Genomic DNA, 20708 nt, shown 5'->3' with positions numbered 1-20708 from the left:
CGTAAGAAATGAGGAATGCGGCCTTTGTCGCTACATGCGTTCTGGTTTGTGCGCTGGTCTCTGCCGGATGTGCAGAGAAGATCGGCGATGTCCCGGTGGCTGCCGCTTATTTCTATCCTGCAAAAGAAAACGTCGAATACGTTTATTCCATAGAAAATAGTAAAGAGCGCGTAGTTCGCATACTCGCGGTAAAGAAGCCGGATGGCGGCGCTGTTGCAATGCGCGCCGAGGAGTCCATGGCGCTAGTGAGCGGCAGCTTTAAGTCCGCGCTTGAGTACAGCGTGGATAGCGGCGGCGCGGCGGTTATTGGCAGCGGCGGGTATCCGGTACTTAAAAACCCGCTTCAAAAAGGCACGGAGTGGGACATGCCGCTTGCCGATTATGCCGATATGTTAGATAAAAACGGCGAGCGCATAAAGCCAGTTGGAAAAGTAATCGGCACCATGCGCTGCGTGTTCGACAAAGCCTCTACGGTAGACGTTGCGGGCGTTAAGTATCAGTCCATTGAAATCGGCTGCGCGCCAAAGGGCGGGGATTTGAGTTCTCTTGGCTCGGCAAAGACGTACGTATATGCAAAAGGCATTGGGTATGTGGGGTGGAAGTTCAATCTGCTGGGTTCTGCCGTGTGGGTGGAGAGGCTTAAGGAAGTTAGCGGGCTGTAGTTATTTGGGTGGCGATATGAAAGCGGCGATTTGGCTGCCATGCGTCGTTGCCGGTCATTTTTGCTTCCTCGACGTATTATCGAATACGCCTGCGGAGCAAAAATGACCGTCGCCTAGCCTGACAGCCAACTTGCCGCTTTATGGTGGGTAGCGGCGGTGAATAAAAGGTTATTGTGAAAATGGAGATGTTGTATGACTAGAAAACGTCAAAAAGAAGAGGAAGTGTTTTATGCTCAGGCTGCTGGTAAATTACTTTGTGCAAATTGGGACATAACGGAACCTCTCAACGAGAAAGAGTGGCCGGATTTGGTTGTAAAAAGCGATAAAGGTGAGTTTGGTCTGGAAGTCAGACATATCTTTTCTGATGAATCCGACAGTGGCTCTATAAAAAAGCAATCCGAAAGTAAAAGTAGAGGGGTAGTCGAGGAATTGGCTAATGCATATTATAGATCTGAGGATAAGCTTGCTGTTCCAATAAAAGCGCAGTTTTTAGGCGATATCGATAATGAGGAAGAGTTGCTAAGTTGCATAGTGGAAAACGTAAAAGGGATGGCCGAGTTGGAACAAAAGCGATGTGAACCATATAAAGGTTGTGTCGTTTATATTAGAAGGCTCCCGGATATGTGGAAAAAGGAGCGGGAGTGGGTCTATGTGCCTGATAAGGTAGGCTGGGTGAGGACTGTCGATAGAGTTTCTGTTGAGTCTATTATAAGGGAGAAAGCGGAGAACTTGCCGAAGTATAAAATGCACATGAAGGATGTAAGATTACTTTTGGTGGCAGATAGGATGTTTGATTCAGGTAAAATATATTTTCCATCGGATTTTAGTTGCGATATCGGAGGGTTTAAGGTTGTATATTGTTTTTCGTATCCCGAGAATATAAAAGCGATTATATCGAGTAGTGCGGTAGAAAAATTATAAATATTGTTTGAGTGTTACGTTAAGCCTGCAAGTCGGCTGTCAGACGAGGCAGACGGCATTTTTGAACCGCAGGCGTATTGGGAAAATACGTTGAGGATTCAAAAATGACGGCTAACGAAGTATGACAGGCGAATCGCAGGCTTCCGGGAACGATATGCCAAATAAATCCATTTCCGACATCTTAGATACTCTTACCAAACCCCTTGCCTTTGCATCCAAGGACAACTTTGCCCACATCCATACTGTCAAAGGCCTCGAAGGGCTGGTTACGAAGGTCGCAGATGAGGCGATAGCCGCCGCTCCTGCAAGGAAAAAAATACTTTCTGAACTTAAGCTCATCTTCGCGGGTTTTGACTCTCTTGATGTCGAGTTAAAAAAAGAACGCGTTGGCAGGGCCATAGAGATTGTCGGCGTTCTTTCTAAGCCTAAGGGGCCGTCTGTATCCGGCGCGTCTGCCTCCGTTCCAAATGATATCGACGAAAACCTTAAAAAACTTTCAACCCCGATACAGTACGTAAAAGGTATTGGCCCGAAGCTTGGCGAGAGGTTCGAGAATAAAGGCATCGCTACAATCGAGGACGCGCTTTATTTTCTGCCCATACGCTACGAAGACAGGACGCGCATTAAGAAGATAAAAGAGCTGACTGCCGGAGTTAACGAAGTAGTCAGGGGCGAGGTCGTTGCAGCAGGCGAGGCCAGGTACGGCAGGCGCAAGGTCTTCGAGGCCGCAATCACCGACGGCGCGTCTTTGATGGCGCTTAAATGGTTCAACTACCGCATCTCTTACATGAAAAAACTCTACGAGCCGGGTAAAAAACTCGTCTGCTACGGCCCTGTCACAGTATTCGGGCATAAGAAGGAAATCATCCACCCTGACGTAGAGTTCGAGGACGACGACGCATCCGAGGGCGCGGCTGCTCTAAAGGCCGAGGGAATAGTCCCGGTGTACTCGCAAATCGAGAACATGCACCAGAGAACGCTTCGCCGCATTATCGGCAGCATTGCTGCCGAGTACGCGGCTTTTGGCATTGGCGCTGCGACAAGCGGCTCTCTATCGAAGCGAAGTCTTTCGCCAGTTAGCGAGGCCTTTCGAATGGCGCACTTACCAAAGACCATGCAGGATGCCGACGGCGCGAAGAAAGCGCTTGCCTACGACGAGCTCTTCTCGCTCGAGCTCGGGCTGTTCCTTAAACGGAAAACACAAAAGGCAGAGGCAGGGTGTGTTGTGCGGCCAAAGGGCGAGCTTGCCGAAAAGCTTAGAAAACTCTTGCCATTCGAGCTTACCAGGGCGCAGGACAAGGTCATAGACGAGGTAAGACGCGACATCGCATCCGGCAGTCCCATGCACCGCCTTGTGCAGGGAGACGTAGGGAGCGGCAAGACGGTAGTGAGCTTCATGGCTGCGCTCGATTGCGTGGAGTGCGATCATCAGGCCGCTATCATGGCGCCGACGGAAATACTTGCGGAGCAGCATTATATCAACATGCACGGCTACGCCGAGGCGCTTGGGCTACGCGTTGCGCTCCTTACGAGTGCTCTTACAAAGGCAGAGAGAAAGAAGCTCCTTACTCTCATAAAAGCAGGCGAGGTCGATGTAATAGTCGGCACGCACGCGCTCATACAAAAGGACGTTGAGTTCGCTTCGCTCGCCCTTGCAGTGATAGACGAGCAGCACCGCTTTGGCGTTGTGCAAAGGGCCGAGCTTAAGAAAAAGGGCGCTGACGGCGCGCCTCCGCATATTCTTGTCATGACGGCAACTCCCATACCGAGAACGCTCTCCATGACGGTATTTGGCGATCTGGACGTGTCTGTCATAGACGAGCTTCCAAAGGGCAGGCAGCCGATTGTGACGAAGATAGTTAGAGAGTCCTCGCGCACCGCTGCCTATGCTGCCATCAAGAAGGAGCTTAACGCAGGCGCGCAGGCGTATATCGTATACCCGCTAATCGAGGAAAGCGAGGAACTGCCGTTGAAGGACGCAACGCGCATGAAGGAGCACCTTGCCAAGGATATCTTCACGGAGTTTAAGGTCGCTCTCATGCACGGAAGGCTTAAGAGCGATGAGAAAGAGGCAGTTATGCGGGACTTTAAGGAGCACAGGATCGACGTGCTCGTTTCTACCACTGTGATTGAAGTCGGAGTTGACGTGCCAAACGCCACGGTGATGCTCGTTGAGCATGCCGAGCGGTTCGGCCTTGCGCAGTTGCATCAATTAAGGGGGCGCGTTGGAAGGGGCACAAAGCCGTCTTTATGCCTCCTCATGGCAGCGTATACGAAGAACGAGGACACGTGGAAGAGGCTGAAGGTTTTAGAGGATACGCTTGACGGCTTTAAGATTGCCGAAGAGGACTTGAAGATACGTGGGCCGGGGGATTTTATCGGCACGCGGCAGTCCGGCATGCCGGAGTTTCGTTCAAGCGGCATATTCTCGGACCCGGCGCTACTGAAGGCTGCAAGAGAGGACGCAAACGGGCTTCTTGAAAAAGACCCTGCGCTTAAATCCGCCGAAGGCTCCGCCGCGCTCAAAGTCGTTAAGGCCAGGTGGAAGGGCCGCCTCGAGCTTGCGGAGGTGGGGTGATTCGGGAAGGCCGCCGATTTTCACGCCACAGGAAACCGGCGATTTGCCTGTCATGCGTTGTTGCCGGTCATTTTTGCGTCCTCGACGTATCCTACGGATAGGCCTGCGAAGCAAAAATGTGTTGTTTGTACGCGCCGCTAATGTGGCGCGATGTCTAGCCTGACAGGCAACTTGCCGGTTTATGATTAGGTAAAGGCTGCTGCCGCGTCTGACGGTAACCTTGCGGGCCTGTGAATGGATTTTATTTTTTTAGGTGGTTTGGTAAGATAGCGAGCAGGGCAGGGAAGGCTAAAAAAGGAAAAGCCGTAAAAAGGGCGCTGTCCCCTTTTCTGGTGCGCCATAAGGAGGAATAGGAATGGAGTTAAGTGTTACATTGGAAAGCGAAAGTGGGGAGGTGGAGGAAAGTGTTCTGGATAAACATGGGTGCTTGGTTGCATTATTGCCGGACATAAGCGACAGCGCATTTCCGTTGTTGAGATTTATAAGCAGGCATGGCGACACAATTTTTAATAAATTTCAAATGCGACAGTTTATTTTAGATTGGAGGAAACTTAGAAGACAAGCGAGTGTACCCGAGGAGATAAACCTGTTAGAGGAAATAATGATACTTGCAGAACGGTGTGCTGAAGGTGTTCATTTGTATTTAAGGTTTTCTGTAGATTAATCGCAACTCGGAATGCTACAGGACGAAGTAGTTTTTTTGACCGATTTTTAAAAAGAATTTTTGAGTTAAATGGGAAGATACGGTGTCGGTTTTTATGTTTACGGTATAGTTTCTAATGGTCGAATTAGCGTTATTTTATTAAGTTCATAAGCGAGATAAGGTAAGGAGCAAGGGTGTATATAAAATGGGAATCGATGTCGCTTTAGAGTTGAGGCGTGGCGAAAGTTTGGCTATCGTTGGAGACCCGCATAGTTTTCTTCCTAGACTTTTACCAAGTGTAGACGATGAAACATTTCCGCTTTTGCGTTTCGTAGATTGGTACGGGAATACTGTTTTTAATAGTATACAGATGCCACAGTTTATATCAGAATGGGAGAGGCTTATAAAAAAAACTGATGTGGCAGAAGAGTTGAAAATACTAGAGGAAATATTGGTGCTTGCAAATAAGTGTAAGGACGACATTCATTTATATATAAAATTTTATGGCGATTAGTTTGTAGGGTACATCGCCACCAGCGGTGTATGGTGGCTGTTCACGTGTGAAAGCCGGGTAGATACCGTCTTGGAAGTCAAGCGGTTCTTGCCATGCAAAGTGCTCTTCCAAAAATCCCTCTCCCCGAATTTTATCGGGGAGAGGGATTTTTATATTCGGGTGCAGGCGTCACGCCTGTGGGCGCGGACATTCTCATGCGCGATAGCAGCGGTGTTTTTCAAAAAAATCCTCTCCCCACTCGCCTTGGGGAGAGGAAAAAGGTGAGGGGTTACGGCGCTTTGTTGTATAAGGTTTTTGTGGTAAAATTAGGCACGTTAAGATTCGGTGGGCGATGCCCACCCTACGGACTCCAGGAGATGATTTTATGGTTCTCGAAAGATATTTTAAGAAATTTAAAATTCGAGATAAAATAGCCCTGCCGTTAAAAACAAATTGCAGCACTGGGCCGAAGATATGCTTTGAAGGCATAGAACTTGTTCTGTATTACTTTTATGAATATAATAATGGAGATAAGCAGTGGGTCAAAATAGATTTTGATTATACACTTGCTTTCGAATGTAGACAAGCCGTATGTATTGAAAGCAAATTTTCTAAGCTTATAGATTCCTCTTCGATACTTATTTGTGATGGTTCGGATTGGCAAGAGCGAGTTTTGAATACATGGTATCATGATGTTGGAAGACATCATAAATATCTGCAGGAGTTGGGTGGAAAACATAGGTTTAAGCACTATTCCATTTATTTCGATGATGAGGCGTACATTTGGGTTCTCGCTGCTGGGATAAAGGAGATTTCAGTGGTAGCCGATTTGAGCGAGTTGCCGGCTTTTGTGTTCAAATAGCGGCGTAGGGCGGGTCACACCCGGCGCATGTTTTACAATTGAGGTCAACTGAACCACGGAGCTTACGAAATGCAAATCAAGCCCGGTGCCCCTCTCCTTTTTTCCCTCTCCCCGTTATAATCGGGGAGAGGGATTTTTATTTGCAGGCACAGACATTTTCATGCTTGTCTTGTACACAAAAATATGCTATTTTATGTGTATAGGAATATTGGAAAAGGAGGAGCGCCATGTTAAGAACGAACATCGAACTCGATGAAAAGCTTATAAAGGAAGCTATGAAGCTTACCCACAAAAAAACCAAAAAGGCCCTGGTAAATTATGCCCTCACGGAGCTGGTGAGCAGGTTTAAAAGGAAGCGGATTCTTGAGCTTGAGGGCAAGGTTAAATGGACCGGCTGCCTCGGCAGGTCGAGAAAAAGCAGGGTATGATACTCGTTGACGCCAGTGTTTGGATAGATTTTTTGAATGGAGCAAATTCAAGAGAGCGCCGTATTCTACATAGGCTTATCGAAGAGGAAAACGATATTTCACTTGCCGAAATAATTGTTGTCGAAGTTCTTCAGGGAATTAAGGACGACGATAGTTTCAAGAAGGTTAAGGACTATCTTTTGGAATTTCCGATTTGGAAGCCGAGCGGTATCGAAACTTATTTGAAGGCGGCTGAAATTTATAGAATATGCAGGAAAAACGGCAAGACAGTAAGAAAAACCGTTGACTGTGTCATTGCTGCAATATGCCTCGAAAATGATTTGACCCTTTTGCACAAAGACAGCGATTTTGAGCGCATAAGCGCATGCACCGGGCTTAAGGTGCTATAAAGCTGCTGATAGAACGGCGCTAAAGCCGGGTAGATACCGTCTTGAAAGTCAAGCGGTTCTTGCCCCGCAATAGAGGCAAGTTTTGCAATCGAGGTCAACTGAACCACGGAGCTTACGAAATGCAAATCAAGCCCGGTACCCCTCTCCCTTTCTCCCTCTCCCCGCGTTGATGCGTGGAGAGGGATTTTTATTTGCGGGTGCAGGCGTCACGTCTGTGGGCGTTGATATTCCCATGCGCGATAGCAGCGGTGCTCCTTAAAATTATTTCCTCTCCCCAATCGCATTGAGGGAGAGGATAAAGGTGAGGGGTTACGGCGCTTTGTTGTATAAGGTTTTTGTGGTAAAATTAGGCACGTTAAGATTCGGTGGGCGATGCTCACCCTACGGACTATTCTGGCAGCTGATGTAACGCGCATTCAGCATTGTAGACATTACTGTATGTATGAGGGGTGCGGAAATGACTGATGATATCTATGAAAAGTGTGTAAATTTTTTAGATGATGTGTTGGGGATTGAAAAAGATAAAATATCACCGAACACACGTATAAATTATGATTTGGGCGTGGATGGGGACGATGGAATTGAATTAATGGATGCTTTTTTTGAGAGATTTTCTGTTCAGCCAGGAGATTTTTCTTATGCTAAATACTTTGGTCCGGAAGCTGGAGCCAATTTATTTAGTTTAATAGATAGTATGCTAAATATATTTCATCTAAGGCAACGAGAAGGAGCTATAACGGTACAGGATCTTGTTGACGCAATTCGTGAGGGCAGATGGATAAAATAAAAGGAGCCAGGTAGATACCGTCTTGAAAGTCAAGCGGTTCTTGCCCCGCAATAGAGGCAAGTTTTGCAATCGAGGTCAACTGAACCACGGAGCTTACGAAATGCAAACCAAGCCCGCACCCCTCTCCCTTTCTCCCTCTCCCCGCGTTGATGCGTGGAGAGGGATTTTATTTTCGAACGAGGATATTCTCATGCGCCAATAGCAGCGATGTTTTTTAAAAATTCCCTCTCCCCAATCGCATTGGGGAGAGGATTAAGGTGAGGGGTTACGAAGCTTAATCCTTTGCATTCGGGTGCAGGCCGTCGGCCTGCTGTCATGTGCCACCAGGCAGAAGGGGCGGTATCTACGGCTCTCGTTTCTCCAGTAATGCCTTTTCTTTCGCTGCCGATAATGATAAAATAACAAAGTAAAGAGGGGCGAGGGCGGTTTTGATGGTTTTCGCCTAACTCTGCGTTTTTCTTTATTTAGTTGACATATAATTATAGGTGTTTTATACTTAATTAGATTTAAAATACACTGTAACACCTTAAAAAAACCTAAGGTGAAAGGGGTTTGGTGTGTTTTCTACCATAAAAAAGACCTTTTTAAGCAAGATTTTCCTGTCTATACTGGCGATTTCCCTTATTGCCGGATGTTCAACATCCCAGGCTGTAAAGCGCGCTGACAAGAAAGCCGCCTCTGGCGACTGGGACGAGGCTGTTCTCATATACACCGAGGCGGTTAAGAAAGACCCGGAAAACGTCGGCTACATAATGAAGTACAGGAACGCGCGCGTGGAATCATCGCGCTCTCACCATGAGCGCGGCGTAAGGCTTACGGAGTCAAAGGACTACGACTCGGCGCTCATAGAGTTCCAGGTTGCCGCAATACTCGACCCGACAAACAAGAAGGCCGAGGAAGATGTAAAGAGAACCAAGAACACCATAGACTCGCTCTACTTCTACGGCAAGGGCGTGGACGCACTGAATAAGGGCAACATCAAAGAGGCGAGAAATAGCTTTAAGAAGTCCGTTAGCCTCGACCCGAAGAATTCCGCCTCATCTGCCGAACTCGATAAGCTCTCCAAGGACGCCGGTATCATGATGGACGGCGTGATGCTCGACATCAAGTCTGCCACACCCATAACCCTCGAGTTCAAGGACGCCGGGCTAAAGAACATTTTCTCAGTATTATCGAAGCTTTCCGGCATAAACTTCATATTCGATTCGGATTTGAGGGACACAAGGTCTTCTATATTCCTAAAAGACGCGACCTTTAAGCAGGCCCTTGATCTACTTCTTCAGACCAACAACGTCTCGAAGAAGGTGGTGAGCGAAAATACCATTATCATCTACCCGGCCTCTCCGGCAAAGGACAAGCAGTACGAGGATTTGATGATACGCGTGTTCTACCTCGACAACATCGACGCGAAAAAGGCCGTTAACCTCATTCGCAGCATGGTCAAGGCTAAAGACATATACGTGCACGATGAGCTTAACGCCCTTGTCATAAGAGGCAAGCCCGCGTCCATAGATCTTGCAGAGAAGATACTTTATGCAACCGATAAGGCCGATGCCGAAGTCGTACTTGCCGTTGAGATAATGGAGGTCAGCAAAAGCAAGAACTATAACCTTGGCCTCGCCATACCGGACGCAATAGGCGTGAACGTCCCGAACCCGGATACATACGGGTACGCGGACTCTCCAAGAGGGCTTCTCGCAAGCAACTTCGGCAGCCAGCTCGTTGGCTCGAAGATGCTCTTTACGCTGCCGCCAGGGGTTATAAACCTCAAGTCAAAGGACGGCTCCACAGAGATACTGGCAAACCCCAAGATTCGCGTCAAAAATAACGCCAAGGCCAAGATACACATAGGCGAGCGCGTGCCCATCATAACAGCAACGGTTAGCGGCACAACGGATACCAGGACAGAGAACGTGCAGTACCAGGACGTTGGCGTTAAGCTAAACGTCGAGCCAACTGTAAGGCCAAACGACGAGATAGATTTAAAGCTCGGGCTCGAGGTAAGCACGCTTGGAGAAAAGACCGTTACGCAAAGCGGAAGCGTTGTCTATCAGATTGGAACAAGGAATGTGGAAACGATACTTAGGCTCTATGACGGAGAGACACAGGTCATAGGCGGCCTCATAACCGATGAAGAGAGAAAGGGCAGGATAAAGATCCCCGGGCTTGGCGACATACCGCTTGTCGGCAGCCTCTTTGCCAGTAACACCGGAGACAAGGTAAACTCCGAGATACTTCTTGCCATAACCCCGCATATCGTTCGCAGGGTGGATGTGCCAAGCGCCGAAGAAGGCTCGTTCTGGTCCGGAAGAGAGGACGACCCGTCTGCCGCAGGGGTTGTGACGTATACCGATACCGCGCCGGTTGCGTATGATACGGCGCCAGGGGTCATGCCGGTTCAGCCGGGTAGTGGATCCCCGTCCGATGATAGTGATAAGTTTGGCGCCCCGCCGCTTCCGCCGCCGCCGATGACCATGCCAACACCGTTTTCGCCCGGAGGCGCGCCGGCTCCGCAGCGCAGGACGCCTTAAAATACCGGTACGAGAGGCGTAGTGCGCGATGAACGACAAAGGCTTCACTTTAATCGAACTCCTCGTCACTATCACCATTATCGCGATACTCGCATCGATTGCGGTTCCGCTTGCCGAGCTCTCGGCAAAGCGTTCCAGGGAAATAGAGCTTAAGAGGAATCTGCGCGAGATACGTCTTGCGCTCGATGCATACAAGAAAGCGTGGGACGACGGCAAGATTATCAAAAAGGCCGGAGCCTCTGGCTATCCGCCAAGCCTTGATGTCCTTGTCGAGGGCATTGACGACGCGTCTTCGCCGGAGTTTGGAAAAAAGCTCAAGTTCCTTCGCCGCATCCCCAGAGACCCTATGAACACGGACGCGTATCTGCCGCCTGAGAAGACATGGGGGCTCAGAAGCTATAAGAGCAGCGCAGAAGATCCGGAGGAGGGCGAGGATGTCTTCGATGTGTACTCGTTAAGCGAGGACACTGCCATAGACGGAACGCCGTATAAGAAATGGTAAGCGAAAAAAAACACGATAACGGATTTACGCTCATCGAGCTTTTGATAGTGCTTTCTGTGCTGGCCGTTCTTCTGGCAATAGCCGTGCCGACGTACCAGCGGCATCTTATCAAGGCCAGGGAAGCTGCACTTAGCGAAGATCTTTTTCAGATGCGCGATGCCCTTGATAAGCACTTTGCCGATACCGGCAAGTACCCGGCTGCGCTTGGAGAGCTTGTCAGTAAGAAGTACCTTCGTAAGGTCCCGGAGGATCCGTTCACGAAGTCAACGGATACGTGGGTAACCGTTGACTCGGATACTTCCGAAGGCATATCGGATGTTCGCTCCGGAAGCGACGGGGAAGGGCTAAACGGCGTGCCGTATTCCGAGTGGTGATGCCCCTGGCAAGAGGGTTTGGCATGTTTAAACGGCGTATCGATATTCGCGAAGATGAGGGGTTTACTTACCTTGGCGCGCTGTTTCTTGTGGTGATAGCCGGAGTAGCTCTTGCGGTTACGGGTTCCGCGTGGAGCACTGTTGACAAAAGGGAAAAGGAAGAAGAGCTTTTGTTCGTAGGCACGGCGTACGTGCAGGCCATAAAGAGCTATTACGAGACAGGGCCCGGAGAGCGCAGGTTCCCGCGCGACATAGCCGAGCTCGAGAACGACAGGCGGTTTCCTGTGCTAAAGCGCCACATACGGCGCCTGTATAAAGATCCGCTTGGAAAAAACGACGATTTGGATATCATCAAGGAACCGGACGGCTCAATCGTTGGCGTAAGAAGCAAGAGCAGCGAGACTCCGTTTAAGCAGGATAATTTTCCAAAGGACTTCGAGGATATGGCCGGAAAGACGAGCTATTCCGATTGGGAGTTCAGATACAGGATTAGGGCTGCTTTGCCTGGCGGCGCCCCAGGTGGCGTGAAGACGTCAGGGGCTTTGGCAAAGGGCAAATAAGGATATTATGGCATTGTACAAGGTAAAGGCCGCAAACGACTCGGGCAAGGTGTTTGTGAGGGACATGGAGGCAGTGTCCGAGGACGATGTGCACGTAAAGCTCGAGCGCGAGGGGCTCTACGCCCTGGATGTCAGGGCAGAGGGCATGTTCGGCTTTCTTTCAGGCCCTGTGCTTTTTTCCGGCAAGGGCGTAAAGAGGGCCGAGTTCATGGTCTTTACCAAGGGGCTTATAGCGCTCATGAAGGCAGGCATACCGGTCGTGGATGCGCTCGACGCGCTTGGCGCCGGCGCGGCCTCGGTGACGCTAAAGAGCGCGATAAGGGACGTTTCAAGCGGCGTAAGAAGCGGCATGCAGCTCTCAGAGGCAATGGCCAAGAGGCCGGACGTGTTTTCTCCGCTCTATACCGCTGCGCTAAGTTCGGGCGAGAGGACAGGCGATATGCTGCCTGCCATGAAAGGTTATATCGAGTACGCGGCGCGTATCGAGACGCTTAGAAAGAAAATAGTGCGCTCGGTCTCGTACCCGCTGATACTTGCTTTTGTGAGCACTTTTGCCATAGGCTTTCTCATGTGGTATGTTGTGCCGACGTTCTCCAAGGTCTATGAGGGTTTTTCAGGAGAACTCCCGGTCGCAAGCCGCGCGCTGTTTGCGGCCTCGGTGTTGGTGCGCGCGTACTGGATAGCGCTTGTGATAGGTATGGCGGCGGTTTTTGCCGGCGCGGTGCTGTACTTAAGGACGCCTTCCGGCAAAAGGCGGCTCGATTCCCTAAAGCTCGGGTTCCCGCAGTTTGGCGACGTGTACAGGGGGTATGCGGCGGCAAAGTTCTCGAGAACGCTTGCGATGGTTTTCAAGTCCGGGTTGCCTATAATGCATGCGCTAGAGACCGCGAAGCCCGTGCTCTCGAATTCGGTGCTTGAAGAGAAGCTCGATTACGTGATAAAAAAGACGCGCGAGGGTTCTTCTGTCGCTTCGGCCATGGAGGAGGTTTCGTTCTATCCGGACATAACGCAGCGCATGTTCACGGTCGGAGAAAAAACAGCGAGCCTTCCGGAGATGCTACTCGATATAGCCGATTATCACGACGAAGAGGTCGACCATAGGATGCAGATAATGACGAACATGATAGAGCCCGCGCTTATGATATTCATGGGGCTTATCATCGGCACTATCGTGATACTTCTCTATCTGCCGATATTCCAGATGGGTTCAAGGTTCTAAGGGGTGAAGGGTGATGCAGCTTAAGGCGTATAAAAGGCTTGGAAAACTTCTCGTGGAGAAGAGCCTCATTAGCGAGGAGGGGTTATCACGCGCACTCGATATGTCGGAGGCCGAAGACATGCGTTTTGGCGAGGCCTGCGTGAAACTTGGCATTATCGGAGAAAGAGACCTTGCGATTACTTTGTCCGAGCAGTACGGGCTTAAGTTCGTTGAGACAGAGGCCATGCATATAGATGACGAGGCCCTTGACGCTATTCCTTACGAGGCCCTGCACGGCGCGCGCGTTGTGCCAATGAAGGACCCTTCAGGCGAGGGCACGTTTATAGTGACAAGCGACCCAACCGACATATCGGCCATAGACGACATAGAGCGCATTATACGGCAGCGCGGCAGGAAGGTCATTGGCAGAGGGGTTGCCACCGTGGGCGCGGTTTCCGCGCTTCTTGCAACAGGCAAGGGATCAAGAAAGATGCTTACCGAGGCTGTAAGCGGCTTTGGCGCGAAGGGGAGAGACGCTTCCAGAAAGCAGGGCGAGGAAGATAACGTACTATCTCTTGAAAAAATAAGCCAGGACTCGAGCCCTGTAATCAAGGTCGTGGATACCGCCATATACGACGCGCTTGCAAAGCGCGCAAGCGATATACACATGGAGTCTACCGCGGATGGGCTTATCGTGAAGTACAGGCTTGACGGCGTGCTGCATGCCGTCATGGGGCCTCTGGATAAGAATTTTCAGGCAAGCATAATATCAAGAATAAAGGTAATGAGCGAATTGGATATCTCCGAGAAACGCATACCGCAGGACGGAAGGTTCAAGGTAAAGCTAAAGGAGAAGACCATAGATTTCAGAGTCTCGATAATGCCAAGCATCTACGGCGAGGACGCTGTCATACGTATACTCGACAAAGAGAACATCACCAAGGAGTTTCGAAAACTGAGCCTCGACTCCCTTGGGTTTGGAGAGCCGGATAAAAAACTTCTACGCCGCCTTATAAGGGAGCCCTACGGTATGGTGCTCGTCACCGGCCCAACCGGAAGCGGCAAGACTACGACACTATACGCCGCTGTTTCCGAGATAAACACCGGCGAGGATAAGATAATAACCATAGAAGACCCGGTCGAGTACGAGCTTAAGGGGGTTGTGCAGATCCCCGTTAACGAGAAAAAGGGGCTTACATTCGCAAAGGGGCTTCGTTCGATATTAAGGCACGATCCGGATAAAATCCTTGTCGGAGAGATAAGGGACCCGGAAACTGCGCAGATAGCCATACAGGCCGCGCTCACAGGGCACCTTGTGTTCACCACCGTGCACGCCAACAACGTTTTCGACGTCATAGGGCGTTTCATACACATGGGCATAGAGCCATATAACTTCGTTTCGTCACTTAACTGCGTCATGGCGCAGCGCCTTCTTCGCCTCGTATGCGATAAGTGCCGCGCTGTCGTCAGTATAGACAACGCCGCGCTCGAGGCCTCTGGCATAGATGCGAAGAAGGCCGAGGGCGCAGTGTTTTACGCAGGCAAGGGATGCCCCGAGTGCTTTAATACCGGATACTCGGGAAGAAAGGCCATACTCGAGATACTCGACCTTTCAGACGATATAAAGGATATGATAGGCGCAAAGCAGCCTGTCTCGGCCATAAAGAAAAAGGCCGCTGCCGAGGGCATGAGGAACTTAAGGCAGGCGGCCATAGACTGTCTGTTTTCCGGTCATACTACGCTTGAAGAAATTAACAGGGTTACGTTCGTTGAGGAAAACCGTTAAATCAGCAGGTTCGAGCGTTGTGATTACTCCGTCGCCCGATGCCTCGGCCGCGCGCCTCGATGCCACGGAGCCTGGCAAACCGCCGGCGCTCTCCGTTGCTACTTTTGCGTGGGGCGGCGGCGCCATGCTGCCGCAGGCAGAGGCCCTCTCTCTTTCTCTCGAAAAAATCAGGGGCAAGGCCTCCGCTGTAACGCTTTCCTTGCCCGATACCGTCGCCAAAATATCGATAATGGACTTCGAAACGCTTCCGCAAAATGCCGATGAGGAAGCAAGGCTCATAGGAATGAAGACCGCAAAGGGATTGTTCCTAAAGCCAGAGGAATGCGTTGTGTCGTACCATAAGCTTGTGCCTGACAAGGGGGCCAGGGTTGCGGCAGTTGCCGCACCAAGGGCCTTTGTCGAGTTCTTCGAGGATTGCCTCGAGAGGGCCGGCATGGTGGTCGAGAGGGTAACGCTCCAGAGCTTCGACATATTCAACGTCTTTACCGACAGGGCAGGGCTTTCGGCTTCGTATTCTCTCGTCATTAGGAGAAAAGGGTATTTCACATTCATGGCCGTAAGGGATAATGTCCTCGAGTTTTGCCGCACAAAGGACGTCTCTGGCGACGAGGAGTACCTTGGCGAGGTCGAACGGTCGTTCTCGTACTATGCGGCGCACTCTGGCGAGGGCGCCCCGGACAGGCTGTATTCGCTCGATTTCGCGGAGAAGTCTATCTTGAAGGCAGCCGTAAGCAACGTCGAGGTGGAGGCCATCTCGCCTGCCTCGCTTCTTCCTTCAGGCGTGGATACGCCGCCGGGGATGGATGTCTTAAGCGTTGTAGCCGCGTTCGGCGCGCTCAAGTACTGACGGATATATGGCTCAAATGACGAAGATACACATAGACCTCTCGACAAAACGCCACAGGCGCCTTAGCGTGCCGGTGTGGGTCACGGCCGCTTTTGCCGTGTGCGCCGCCGTGTACAGCGCGTACAATGCATACGGATATTTCGCGGCGCGTTCTTTTATGGCCGAAAATTCTGCGTACCTGGTCAATGCCAAGGCGCCTTCTATCGAAGAGGCGATGAGAATCAAGGACGAGACAGTGGCCGTAAATTCAATCATAGGGCGTAAGGCGTTCTCATGGACGACGCTTCTTACCCATATAGAGGAGAGCGTGCCCGCAAGCGTTACGATAGTCGATATAGCGCCCGAGCCCGAGAGCGGCAATGTGGAGATAAACGCCATGGCATCGAGCTTCGACGACGCGATGAGTTTTGTAGAGAAGCTTTCCAAGTCGGGGCGCTTTAGCGAGGCGTTTTTGAAGGCGCATGACGAAAAGACAATTGGCGGAGCGAAAAAGATAATGTTCTCAGTGCACGCAGTGTACAAGGGAAGGGCGTAGCCGTGGCTTTTGCGGTATACAGAAAATCCGTTTTGGCGTGGCTACGGACGCCGGCTGCCGCAGTTACCGTTATTTCAGCAGTACTGTTGCTCGTGAACGCGGTTTTTTCGTTCACCGTGGCTGCATCACAGGACAGGGATGTGAGCCTGATAAAGTTTCGTAAGGGGCAAGGCGGCGATTGGCGCGGCAACGACCCTGTGTTCATGTTCTCTAAAGCCTCGGAGGACCTCGATACTTTTAGAAGCAGGCTCCCTGACGAAGAGGCGGTAAATAAGACGCTCTCTGCCATATACGCCGAGGGCAAAAGGCTCGGGCTCAAGATAACGAAGGGAACGTATAAGTCCGATACGATAAAGAAGGCCCGCATATCGCGCTACGTGGTGACGCTGCCGGTCGAGGGCGGCTACGCCCATATAAAGCGTTTTATAGCGTACCTTGACGCCACTTCCGAGATGGTCGTCATAGAAGATATGGCGCTTACAAAGGGCAGCGCCTCTGGCTCGGTCATAACAATACAGCTTAGCCTTTCGGCGTACTACAGGTAATCATTCATGCGAGGCGTTGATAAAAAACATATTGCAGTAATAGTTGCCCTGTGGGCGCTGGCCGTTATTTTTTATGTCGCGCTCGGCAAAGGCTCTTCATCCGTGGCGCTTACGGGTGTTACGCGGGGCCAGTCGGTAAAGGTCATGCTTGGTACTCTGGATACGAGGCCCAAGCCCTCGGCATCTGTCAAGCGCGATATATTCAGGCCCGTAGGGCTGGCAAAGGCGGTTGTTGCGCCTCCGCCGCCGGTGGTTGTAGCAATTCCTGCGCCAGTGCCGCCGCCAGAGCCGCTTGTGGCGGTTTTTGCAAAGGACGCCAGGTTCATGGGCTATGTCAATAAGTCGGAGAAAAAGACCATCTTCATTGCCAGGGGCGCAGACGTTTACATTGTAAAGGTCGGCGATGTAATAGAGAATTATTATAAGGTTGCCGAGATATCGGGTGATTCCGTAAAGATCGTTGACGAAAGAAGCAGCGAGGAGGCCTATATCAAGGCCTCTGCGGCAGGCAATTAATTTTATAGCAGCGGTTATTTGCAGTACCTGAAAAATCTTTACCTTTAATCTCCGATTAATGTTGGTTTGTTATAATTTTGTCATATGAAGCCCGAAGCACGGCCGGCCTAGGGCGAGATGTCAAAACAGAAACCAACTAAGGAGATGTATAACATGAAGTACTCAAGGGTGATTGCAACGTTTGCAGCGGTGTTGGCGGCAGTGGCGCTTACTTCCGGCAATTCGTATGCATCTAAGGACGAAGGTAAGAAGGGTAGCGCGGAAAAGACAAAGGTAACGCTCGAAGAGGCCGTAAAGATAGCAAAGGATAAAGTGCCCGGCGAGGTTATCGAGGTCGAGTACGAAAGAGGCAAGCGCGCCTATGAAGTAAAGATACGCACCAAGGACGGTGTTGAAAAGCTCTATGTCGATGCTGATGAAGGAACCATAAGGGATCGTAAGGACAGAGACGACAAGAACACCAAGGGTACGACGACCGATAAGAAGTAACACTGGCCCAATGTTGACATTCGAAGGGCGGGGTATAATATGATAAGAGATATTGTTATCCCGCCCGAAGATGTCTGGTGCGTTGATTGTGGAGATAGGGTTGTAGGCGCAGGGGGTTAGCGAAGTCATTGCAAAGGAGATGTGAAGATGAACGATATAGTTAGAAAAGAAGGGCTTACCGAGGTAAAGGTATGGGACTGGCCCCTTAGGGTGCTTCACTGGACCAACGCGGGGCTTATTATATTCCTTATCCTCTCGATGGTCGGTTACGAAATTCTCGAAGAACTCGGCGCAGGAAAAGCCATAAGAAAGCCGATAAAGGAAATACACGCGTACGTCGGGCACGTGCTTGCCGTGACGCTCATTCTAAGAATAATCTGGGGGTTTGTCGGCAACAAGTACGCGCAGTGGTCCGATATCATTCCTTATAAGAAGGAAAGATGGATAAATGCCTTCAAGAACCTTGGCTGGGTGTTTGGCGGCCTCAAGGGCAAGCCGCCTGTTGAGAAAGGGCATAACAGCCTTGCCTCCATGCTGTATGTCCCGCTCTTCGCGGTGCTTATAATGCAGGTCTTCTCAGGCGTCATACTTTCGGGCGAGGAGTTTGGCACATTCCCCGGAAGCGTGCTTGCCGGCAAAAGTGTAGAGACCGGTGTTGCCTATGCCGACGATGACGAGAAGCACGAAAAGGCAAACGGCGCGGCCGCAGTGGAAGGCGAAGGCGCTAAGCACGGGCACGGCGAAGAAAGCCCGCTTGTCGAGGCAATGGAAGAGGTCCACGAAGTCGGGTACGGTTTCCTGCTCTTCTTCATAGCAGCGCACCTTGCCGGATTGATACTCCATGAGATAGGCGAGAGAAGAGGGCTTCTTTCTTCGATGATAAGCGGCTCGAAGTACTATGAAAAGGACGAGGTCAATTGATTCTGTAAGAGGCATGGAAGCGTCTTTAACCGGAAGGGTGGAACGTGCGTATTCTGCTTGTTGAGGACGAAAAGGAACTTTCCAATATAATAAAGAAGGGCCTTGAAGAGGCCTCCTACAACGTCGACGTTGCGTACGACGGAGAGGAGGCCTTTTATATGGCTGCGAATTATCCGGTCGACGTAGTAATACTCGACGTAATGCTTCCGAAGATGGACGGCATTGCCGTGTTAAAGAAGCTTAGAGCGGCAAAGTCCGAGGTCCCGGTAATACTTCTTACGGCCCTTGATTCCGTTGCGGATAAAATCAAGGGGCTCGATGCCGGCGCAGACGATTATCTTCCAAAGCCTTTCGAGTTCGGTGAGTTGCTTGCCAGGGTGCGCGCGCTTCTTAGAAGAAAGTCTTCGGCAAAGCAGTCGGTTATACGGATAGCGGACCTCGAGATAGACACGGCCGCGAGAATTGTCAGAAGGGGCGGCGAGGAGATAGCGCTCTCGGCAAAGGAGTACTCGATACTCGAACTCATGGCGTACAATAAGGACAGGGTAGTCAGCCGTCAGGCCATAAGCGAGCGTATATACGAGGAGGATGTCGAGCGGGATTCGAACGTTGTGGACGTGTTCATAAACTATCTTAGAAAGAAGATAGACAAGGACAGGGAAGTTAAGCTCATACAGACGGTCAGGGGCTCGGGCTACATGCTAAGAAGCCAGGAAGAATAAGCGGAGTCGGTCTTCGGTGATATTTTCATCATCCATAAAGTCGCGGCTCGTTGCAGTGTTCCTTTTTACGTCGGCTGCCATATACGCATCCCTTGGGTTCTACCTTTATTATAATTTGAAGAACATAGCCATAGGCGCGGTAGACGAGCATCTGCACGATGAGGTGCAGCTGATTGCCGGGCACATCTACGGCAGGGACGGACGCGATTCTCTTGCCGAACTGGCCGACATAGCGATTGGCGACTACGCAGAGCCTCTCTCCGGCCATTACTACCAGATATCGGATGAGAGCGGCAAGGTACTTGAGTCCTCGCCGTCGTTATCCATAGTGGGCGCAGCGCTGCCGTTTCGGCTGCCTTCGGTTGAGCCCGAGCTTTCGTTTATTACCGGCCCTGATAGAAAGCCTCACAGGCTGATAGAGCAGCGCTTTGTTACTCCCAAAGGCAAAAGTATCATAGTGCAGGCCTCTGAATCGCTTACAGAAACATATGTGCTTCTCTCAGTGTTCAAGCGGCGCACGTTCCTGGTACTTACGGTAGTGTTTCTTCTTACGGCCGCTGCCATATACACGGCCGTTGGTTATGCGCTTCGAGGCATAGGGTTCTTTACGCGCGAGGTCGGGCTTATAACCGAGAAAAGCCTTATGAGGCGCATAGACACCGAAGGCGTGTCAGATGAATTGAGGCCACTGGCCGAGAGCTTCAATACCGTGCTCTCCCGCCTCGAGACCTCGTTTGAGCGGCAGCAGCGCTTTGTCTCCGAGACCTCGCACGAGCTTAGAACGCCTGCGGCTGTGATTAAAAGCTACTGCGATGTGACGCTGGCGAAGAAGCGCGAAAGCGCAGAGTATATAACAGCGCTCGAGGGCATATCCAATTCCGTTGGCCGCATGTCGTTTATGATAGACAGAATCCTCGAGGTCGCAAGGCTCGAGGCCGGCATACTCGGCATGACAAGGGCCGATGTCAGAGTGAAGGACGTAATAGACGACGTCTTCAGGCTCGTTGGGCAAAAGGCCGAAGAAGAGGGCGTTCTACTAAAACTAGACGCGGATGATTCCGTGGTATCGGCCGATAGAGAGCGCATTACCGAGGCCTTCGTGAACCTTGTGTATAATGCCATAAAGTACAACAGGCGAGGCGGATATGTAGATGTAGCCGTGCGCTCGGACGCTAAATATTGTGTTGTTACGGTATCGGATACCGGTGTCGGCATTGACAAGGCCTCGCAGCAAAAGATATTCGACCGCTTTTTCAGGGCTGACGGCGCAAGAAGCGTTGCCGATGGCACAGGGCTTGGGCTTTCTATTGTAAAGGGCATAATGGACGCGCACGGAGCGGCCATATCCGTTGAGAGCGAGGAGGGCAAGGGCACTACATTCAGAGTAGCTTTTCCGCGTAAATAAAGGTCTCTTTTCCG

23 protein-coding genes are annotated in these 20708 nt (G+C 50.8%); all 23 read left to right on the top strand.

The genetic code is table 11. The features are described 5' to 3' along the window. The first annotated feature begins 8 nt into the window (after nucleotides 1-8). Complete coding sequence (locus OEV59_00690) at nucleotides 9-662, top strand: hypothetical protein (protein ID MDH4226258.1); 654 nt, start codon at nucleotides 9-11, stop codon at nucleotides 660-662. A 192-nt stretch (nucleotides 663-854) separates the two neighbouring features. Further along, nucleotides 855-1583, top strand: a complete 729-nt coding sequence (locus tag OEV59_00685; protein ID MDH4226257.1) for a hypothetical protein — start codon at nucleotides 855-857, stop codon at nucleotides 1581-1583. Between the two features lie 121 nt (nucleotides 1584-1704). Continuing rightward, nucleotides 1705-4161, top strand: a complete 2457-nt coding sequence (gene recG / locus OEV59_00680) for an ATP-dependent DNA helicase RecG (protein MDH4226256.1) — start codon at nucleotides 1705-1707, stop codon at nucleotides 4159-4161. A 355-nt stretch (nucleotides 4162-4516) separates the two neighbouring features. Further along, the gene (locus tag OEV59_00675; GenBank protein ID MDH4226255.1) at nucleotides 4517-4825 is read left to right on the top strand and encodes a hypothetical protein; all 309 of its coding nucleotides are present in this window, start codon (nucleotides 4517-4519) and stop codon (nucleotides 4823-4825) included. A 184-nt stretch (nucleotides 4826-5009) separates the two neighbouring features. After that, the gene (locus OEV59_00670; protein MDH4226254.1) at nucleotides 5010-5318 is read left to right on the top strand and encodes a hypothetical protein; all 309 of its coding nucleotides are present in this window, start codon (nucleotides 5010-5012) and stop codon (nucleotides 5316-5318) included. A gap of 364 nt (nucleotides 5319-5682) precedes the next feature. After that, complete coding sequence (locus OEV59_00665; GenBank protein MDH4226253.1) at nucleotides 5683-6159, top strand: hypothetical protein; 477 nt, start codon at nucleotides 5683-5685, stop codon at nucleotides 6157-6159. Between the two features lie 227 nt (nucleotides 6160-6386). After that, nucleotides 6387-6587 carry a type II toxin-antitoxin system VapB family antitoxin gene (locus OEV59_00660; GenBank protein MDH4226252.1) on the top strand — a complete coding sequence of 67 codons (201 nt, stop codon included), beginning with the start codon at nucleotides 6387-6389 and terminating at the stop codon, nucleotides 6585-6587. Continuing rightward, nucleotides 6584-6976: a PIN domain nuclease gene (locus OEV59_00655; protein ID MDH4226251.1), complete on the top strand. Its 393-nt coding sequence runs from the start codon at nucleotides 6584-6586 to the stop codon at nucleotides 6974-6976. The genes OEV59_00660 and OEV59_00655 overlap by 4 nt, the downstream gene beginning before the upstream one ends. 457 nt (nucleotides 6977-7433) lie before the next feature. After that, nucleotides 7434-7763, top strand: a complete 330-nt coding sequence (locus OEV59_00650; GenBank protein MDH4226250.1) for a DUF1493 family protein — start codon at nucleotides 7434-7436, stop codon at nucleotides 7761-7763. Between the two features lie 557 nt (nucleotides 7764-8320). After that, nucleotides 8321-10294, top strand: a complete 1974-nt coding sequence (locus tag OEV59_00645) for a secretin and TonB N-terminal domain-containing protein (GenBank protein MDH4226249.1) — start codon at nucleotides 8321-8323, stop codon at nucleotides 10292-10294. A gap of 28 nt (nucleotides 10295-10322) precedes the next feature. Continuing rightward, nucleotides 10323-10796 carry a type II secretion system GspH family protein gene (locus OEV59_00640; GenBank protein ID MDH4226248.1) on the top strand — a complete coding sequence of 158 codons (474 nt, stop codon included), beginning with the start codon at nucleotides 10323-10325 and terminating at the stop codon, nucleotides 10794-10796. Continuing rightward, the gene (locus OEV59_00635) at nucleotides 10790-11170 is read left to right on the top strand and encodes a prepilin-type N-terminal cleavage/methylation domain-containing protein (GenBank protein ID MDH4226247.1); all 381 of its coding nucleotides are present in this window, start codon (nucleotides 10790-10792) and stop codon (nucleotides 11168-11170) included. The genes OEV59_00640 and OEV59_00635 overlap by 7 nt, the downstream gene beginning before the upstream one ends. A 23-nt stretch (nucleotides 11171-11193) precedes the next feature. Then, on the top strand, nucleotides 11194-11730 hold the full coding sequence (locus tag OEV59_00630) for a type II secretion system protein (GenBank protein MDH4226246.1): 537 nt from the start codon (nucleotides 11194-11196) through the stop codon (nucleotides 11728-11730). 7 nt (nucleotides 11731-11737) lie between these two features. Beyond that, complete coding sequence (locus OEV59_00625) at nucleotides 11738-12949, top strand: type II secretion system F family protein (GenBank protein MDH4226245.1); 1212 nt, start codon at nucleotides 11738-11740, stop codon at nucleotides 12947-12949. Nucleotides 12950-12962: 13 nt separating this feature from the next. Then, nucleotides 12963-14714: an ATPase, T2SS/T4P/T4SS family gene (locus tag OEV59_00620; protein ID MDH4226244.1), complete on the top strand. Its 1752-nt coding sequence runs from the start codon at nucleotides 12963-12965 to the stop codon at nucleotides 14712-14714. Continuing rightward, on the top strand, nucleotides 14671-15561 hold the full coding sequence (locus OEV59_00615) for a hypothetical protein (GenBank protein ID MDH4226243.1): 891 nt from the start codon (nucleotides 14671-14673) through the stop codon (nucleotides 15559-15561). Before OEV59_00620 ends, OEV59_00615 begins: the two co-directional genes overlap by 44 nt. A gap of 16 nt (nucleotides 15562-15577) precedes the next feature. Continuing rightward, the gene (locus OEV59_00610) at nucleotides 15578-16096 is read left to right on the top strand and encodes a PilN domain-containing protein (GenBank protein MDH4226242.1); all 519 of its coding nucleotides are present in this window, start codon (nucleotides 15578-15580) and stop codon (nucleotides 16094-16096) included. A 116-nt stretch (nucleotides 16097-16212) separates the two neighbouring features. Beyond that, nucleotides 16213-16641, top strand: coding sequence for a type 4a pilus biogenesis protein PilO (gene pilO / locus OEV59_00605; GenBank protein MDH4226241.1), 429 nt, complete (start codon nucleotides 16213-16215; stop codon nucleotides 16639-16641). Between the two features lie 6 nt (nucleotides 16642-16647). Next, nucleotides 16648-17157: a hypothetical protein gene (locus OEV59_00600; protein MDH4226240.1), complete on the top strand. Its 510-nt coding sequence runs from the start codon at nucleotides 16648-16650 to the stop codon at nucleotides 17155-17157. Nucleotides 17158-17274: 117 nt separating this feature from the next. Continuing rightward, nucleotides 17275-17646, top strand: coding sequence for a PepSY domain-containing protein (locus tag OEV59_00595; GenBank protein MDH4226239.1), 372 nt, complete (start codon nucleotides 17275-17277; stop codon nucleotides 17644-17646). A gap of 147 nt (nucleotides 17647-17793) precedes the next feature. Continuing rightward, nucleotides 17794-18567 (top strand): cytochrome b/b6 domain-containing protein, encoded by a 774-nt coding sequence (locus tag OEV59_00590; protein MDH4226238.1) that lies wholly within the window; start codon nucleotides 17794-17796, stop codon nucleotides 18565-18567. 44 nt (nucleotides 18568-18611) lie between these two features. Then, nucleotides 18612-19289: a response regulator transcription factor gene (locus OEV59_00585; GenBank protein MDH4226237.1), complete on the top strand. Its 678-nt coding sequence runs from the start codon at nucleotides 18612-18614 to the stop codon at nucleotides 19287-19289. A gap of 16 nt (nucleotides 19290-19305) precedes the next feature. After that, nucleotides 19306-20694, top strand: a complete 1389-nt coding sequence (locus tag OEV59_00580) for an ATP-binding protein (GenBank protein MDH4226236.1) — start codon at nucleotides 19306-19308, stop codon at nucleotides 20692-20694. Nucleotides 20695-20708 lie beyond the last annotated feature (14 nt).

The sequence above is a fragment of the Deltaproteobacteria bacterium genome (assembly GCA_029858205.1).
Lineage (GTDB): Bacteria > Desulfobacterota > GWC2-55-46 > GWC2-55-46 > DRQE01 > JAOUFM01.
This window is presented reverse-complemented; position numbering and strand designations above follow the sequence as displayed.

Bases quoted from the DNA above. Each gene is read 5' to 3' on its own strand.
- OEV59_00665 (MDH4226253.1), top strand. From the start codon at position 5,683: ATGGTTCTCGAAAGATATTTTAAGAAATTTAAAATTCGAGATAAAATA.
- OEV59_00610 (MDH4226242.1), top strand. From the start codon at position 15,578: ATGACGAAGATACACATAGACCTCTCGACAAAACGCCACAGGCGCCTT.
- OEV59_00685 (MDH4226257.1), top strand. From the start codon at position 855: ATGACTAGAAAACGTCAAAAAGAAGAGGAAGTGTTTTATGCTCAGGCT.
- OEV59_00690 (MDH4226258.1), top strand. From the start codon at position 9: ATGAGGAATGCGGCCTTTGTCGCTACATGCGTTCTGGTTTGTGCGCTG.
- OEV59_00590 (MDH4226238.1), top strand. From the start codon at position 17,794: ATGAACGATATAGTTAGAAAAGAAGGGCTTACCGAGGTAAAGGTATGG.
- OEV59_00655 (MDH4226251.1), top strand. From the start codon at position 6,584: ATGATACTCGTTGACGCCAGTGTTTGGATAGATTTTTTGAATGGAGCA.
- OEV59_00660 (MDH4226252.1), top strand. From the start codon at position 6,387: ATGTTAAGAACGAACATCGAACTCGATGAAAAGCTTATAAAGGAAGCT.
- OEV59_00650 (MDH4226250.1), top strand. From the start codon at position 7,434: ATGACTGATGATATCTATGAAAAGTGTGTAAATTTTTTAGATGATGTG.
- OEV59_00675 (MDH4226255.1), top strand. From the start codon at position 4,517: ATGGAGTTAAGTGTTACATTGGAAAGCGAAAGTGGGGAGGTGGAGGAA.
- OEV59_00625 (MDH4226245.1), top strand. From the start codon at position 11,738: ATGGCATTGTACAAGGTAAAGGCCGCAAACGACTCGGGCAAGGTGTTT.
- OEV59_00670 (MDH4226254.1), top strand. From the start codon at position 5,010: ATGGGAATCGATGTCGCTTTAGAGTTGAGGCGTGGCGAAAGTTTGGCT.
- OEV59_00635 (MDH4226247.1), top strand. From the start codon at position 10,790: ATGGTAAGCGAAAAAAAACACGATAACGGATTTACGCTCATCGAGCTT.
- OEV59_00595 (MDH4226239.1), top strand. From the start codon at position 17,275: ATGTCAAAACAGAAACCAACTAAGGAGATGTATAACATGAAGTACTCA.
- OEV59_00600 (MDH4226240.1), top strand. From the start codon at position 16,648: ATGCGAGGCGTTGATAAAAAACATATTGCAGTAATAGTTGCCCTGTGG.
- recG (MDH4226256.1), top strand. From the start codon at position 1,705: ATGACAGGCGAATCGCAGGCTTCCGGGAACGATATGCCAAATAAATCC.
- OEV59_00630 (MDH4226246.1), top strand. From the start codon at position 11,194: ATGTTTAAACGGCGTATCGATATTCGCGAAGATGAGGGGTTTACTTAC.
- OEV59_00620 (MDH4226244.1), top strand. From the start codon at position 12,963: ATGCAGCTTAAGGCGTATAAAAGGCTTGGAAAACTTCTCGTGGAGAAG.
- OEV59_00640 (MDH4226248.1), top strand. From the start codon at position 10,323: ATGAACGACAAAGGCTTCACTTTAATCGAACTCCTCGTCACTATCACC.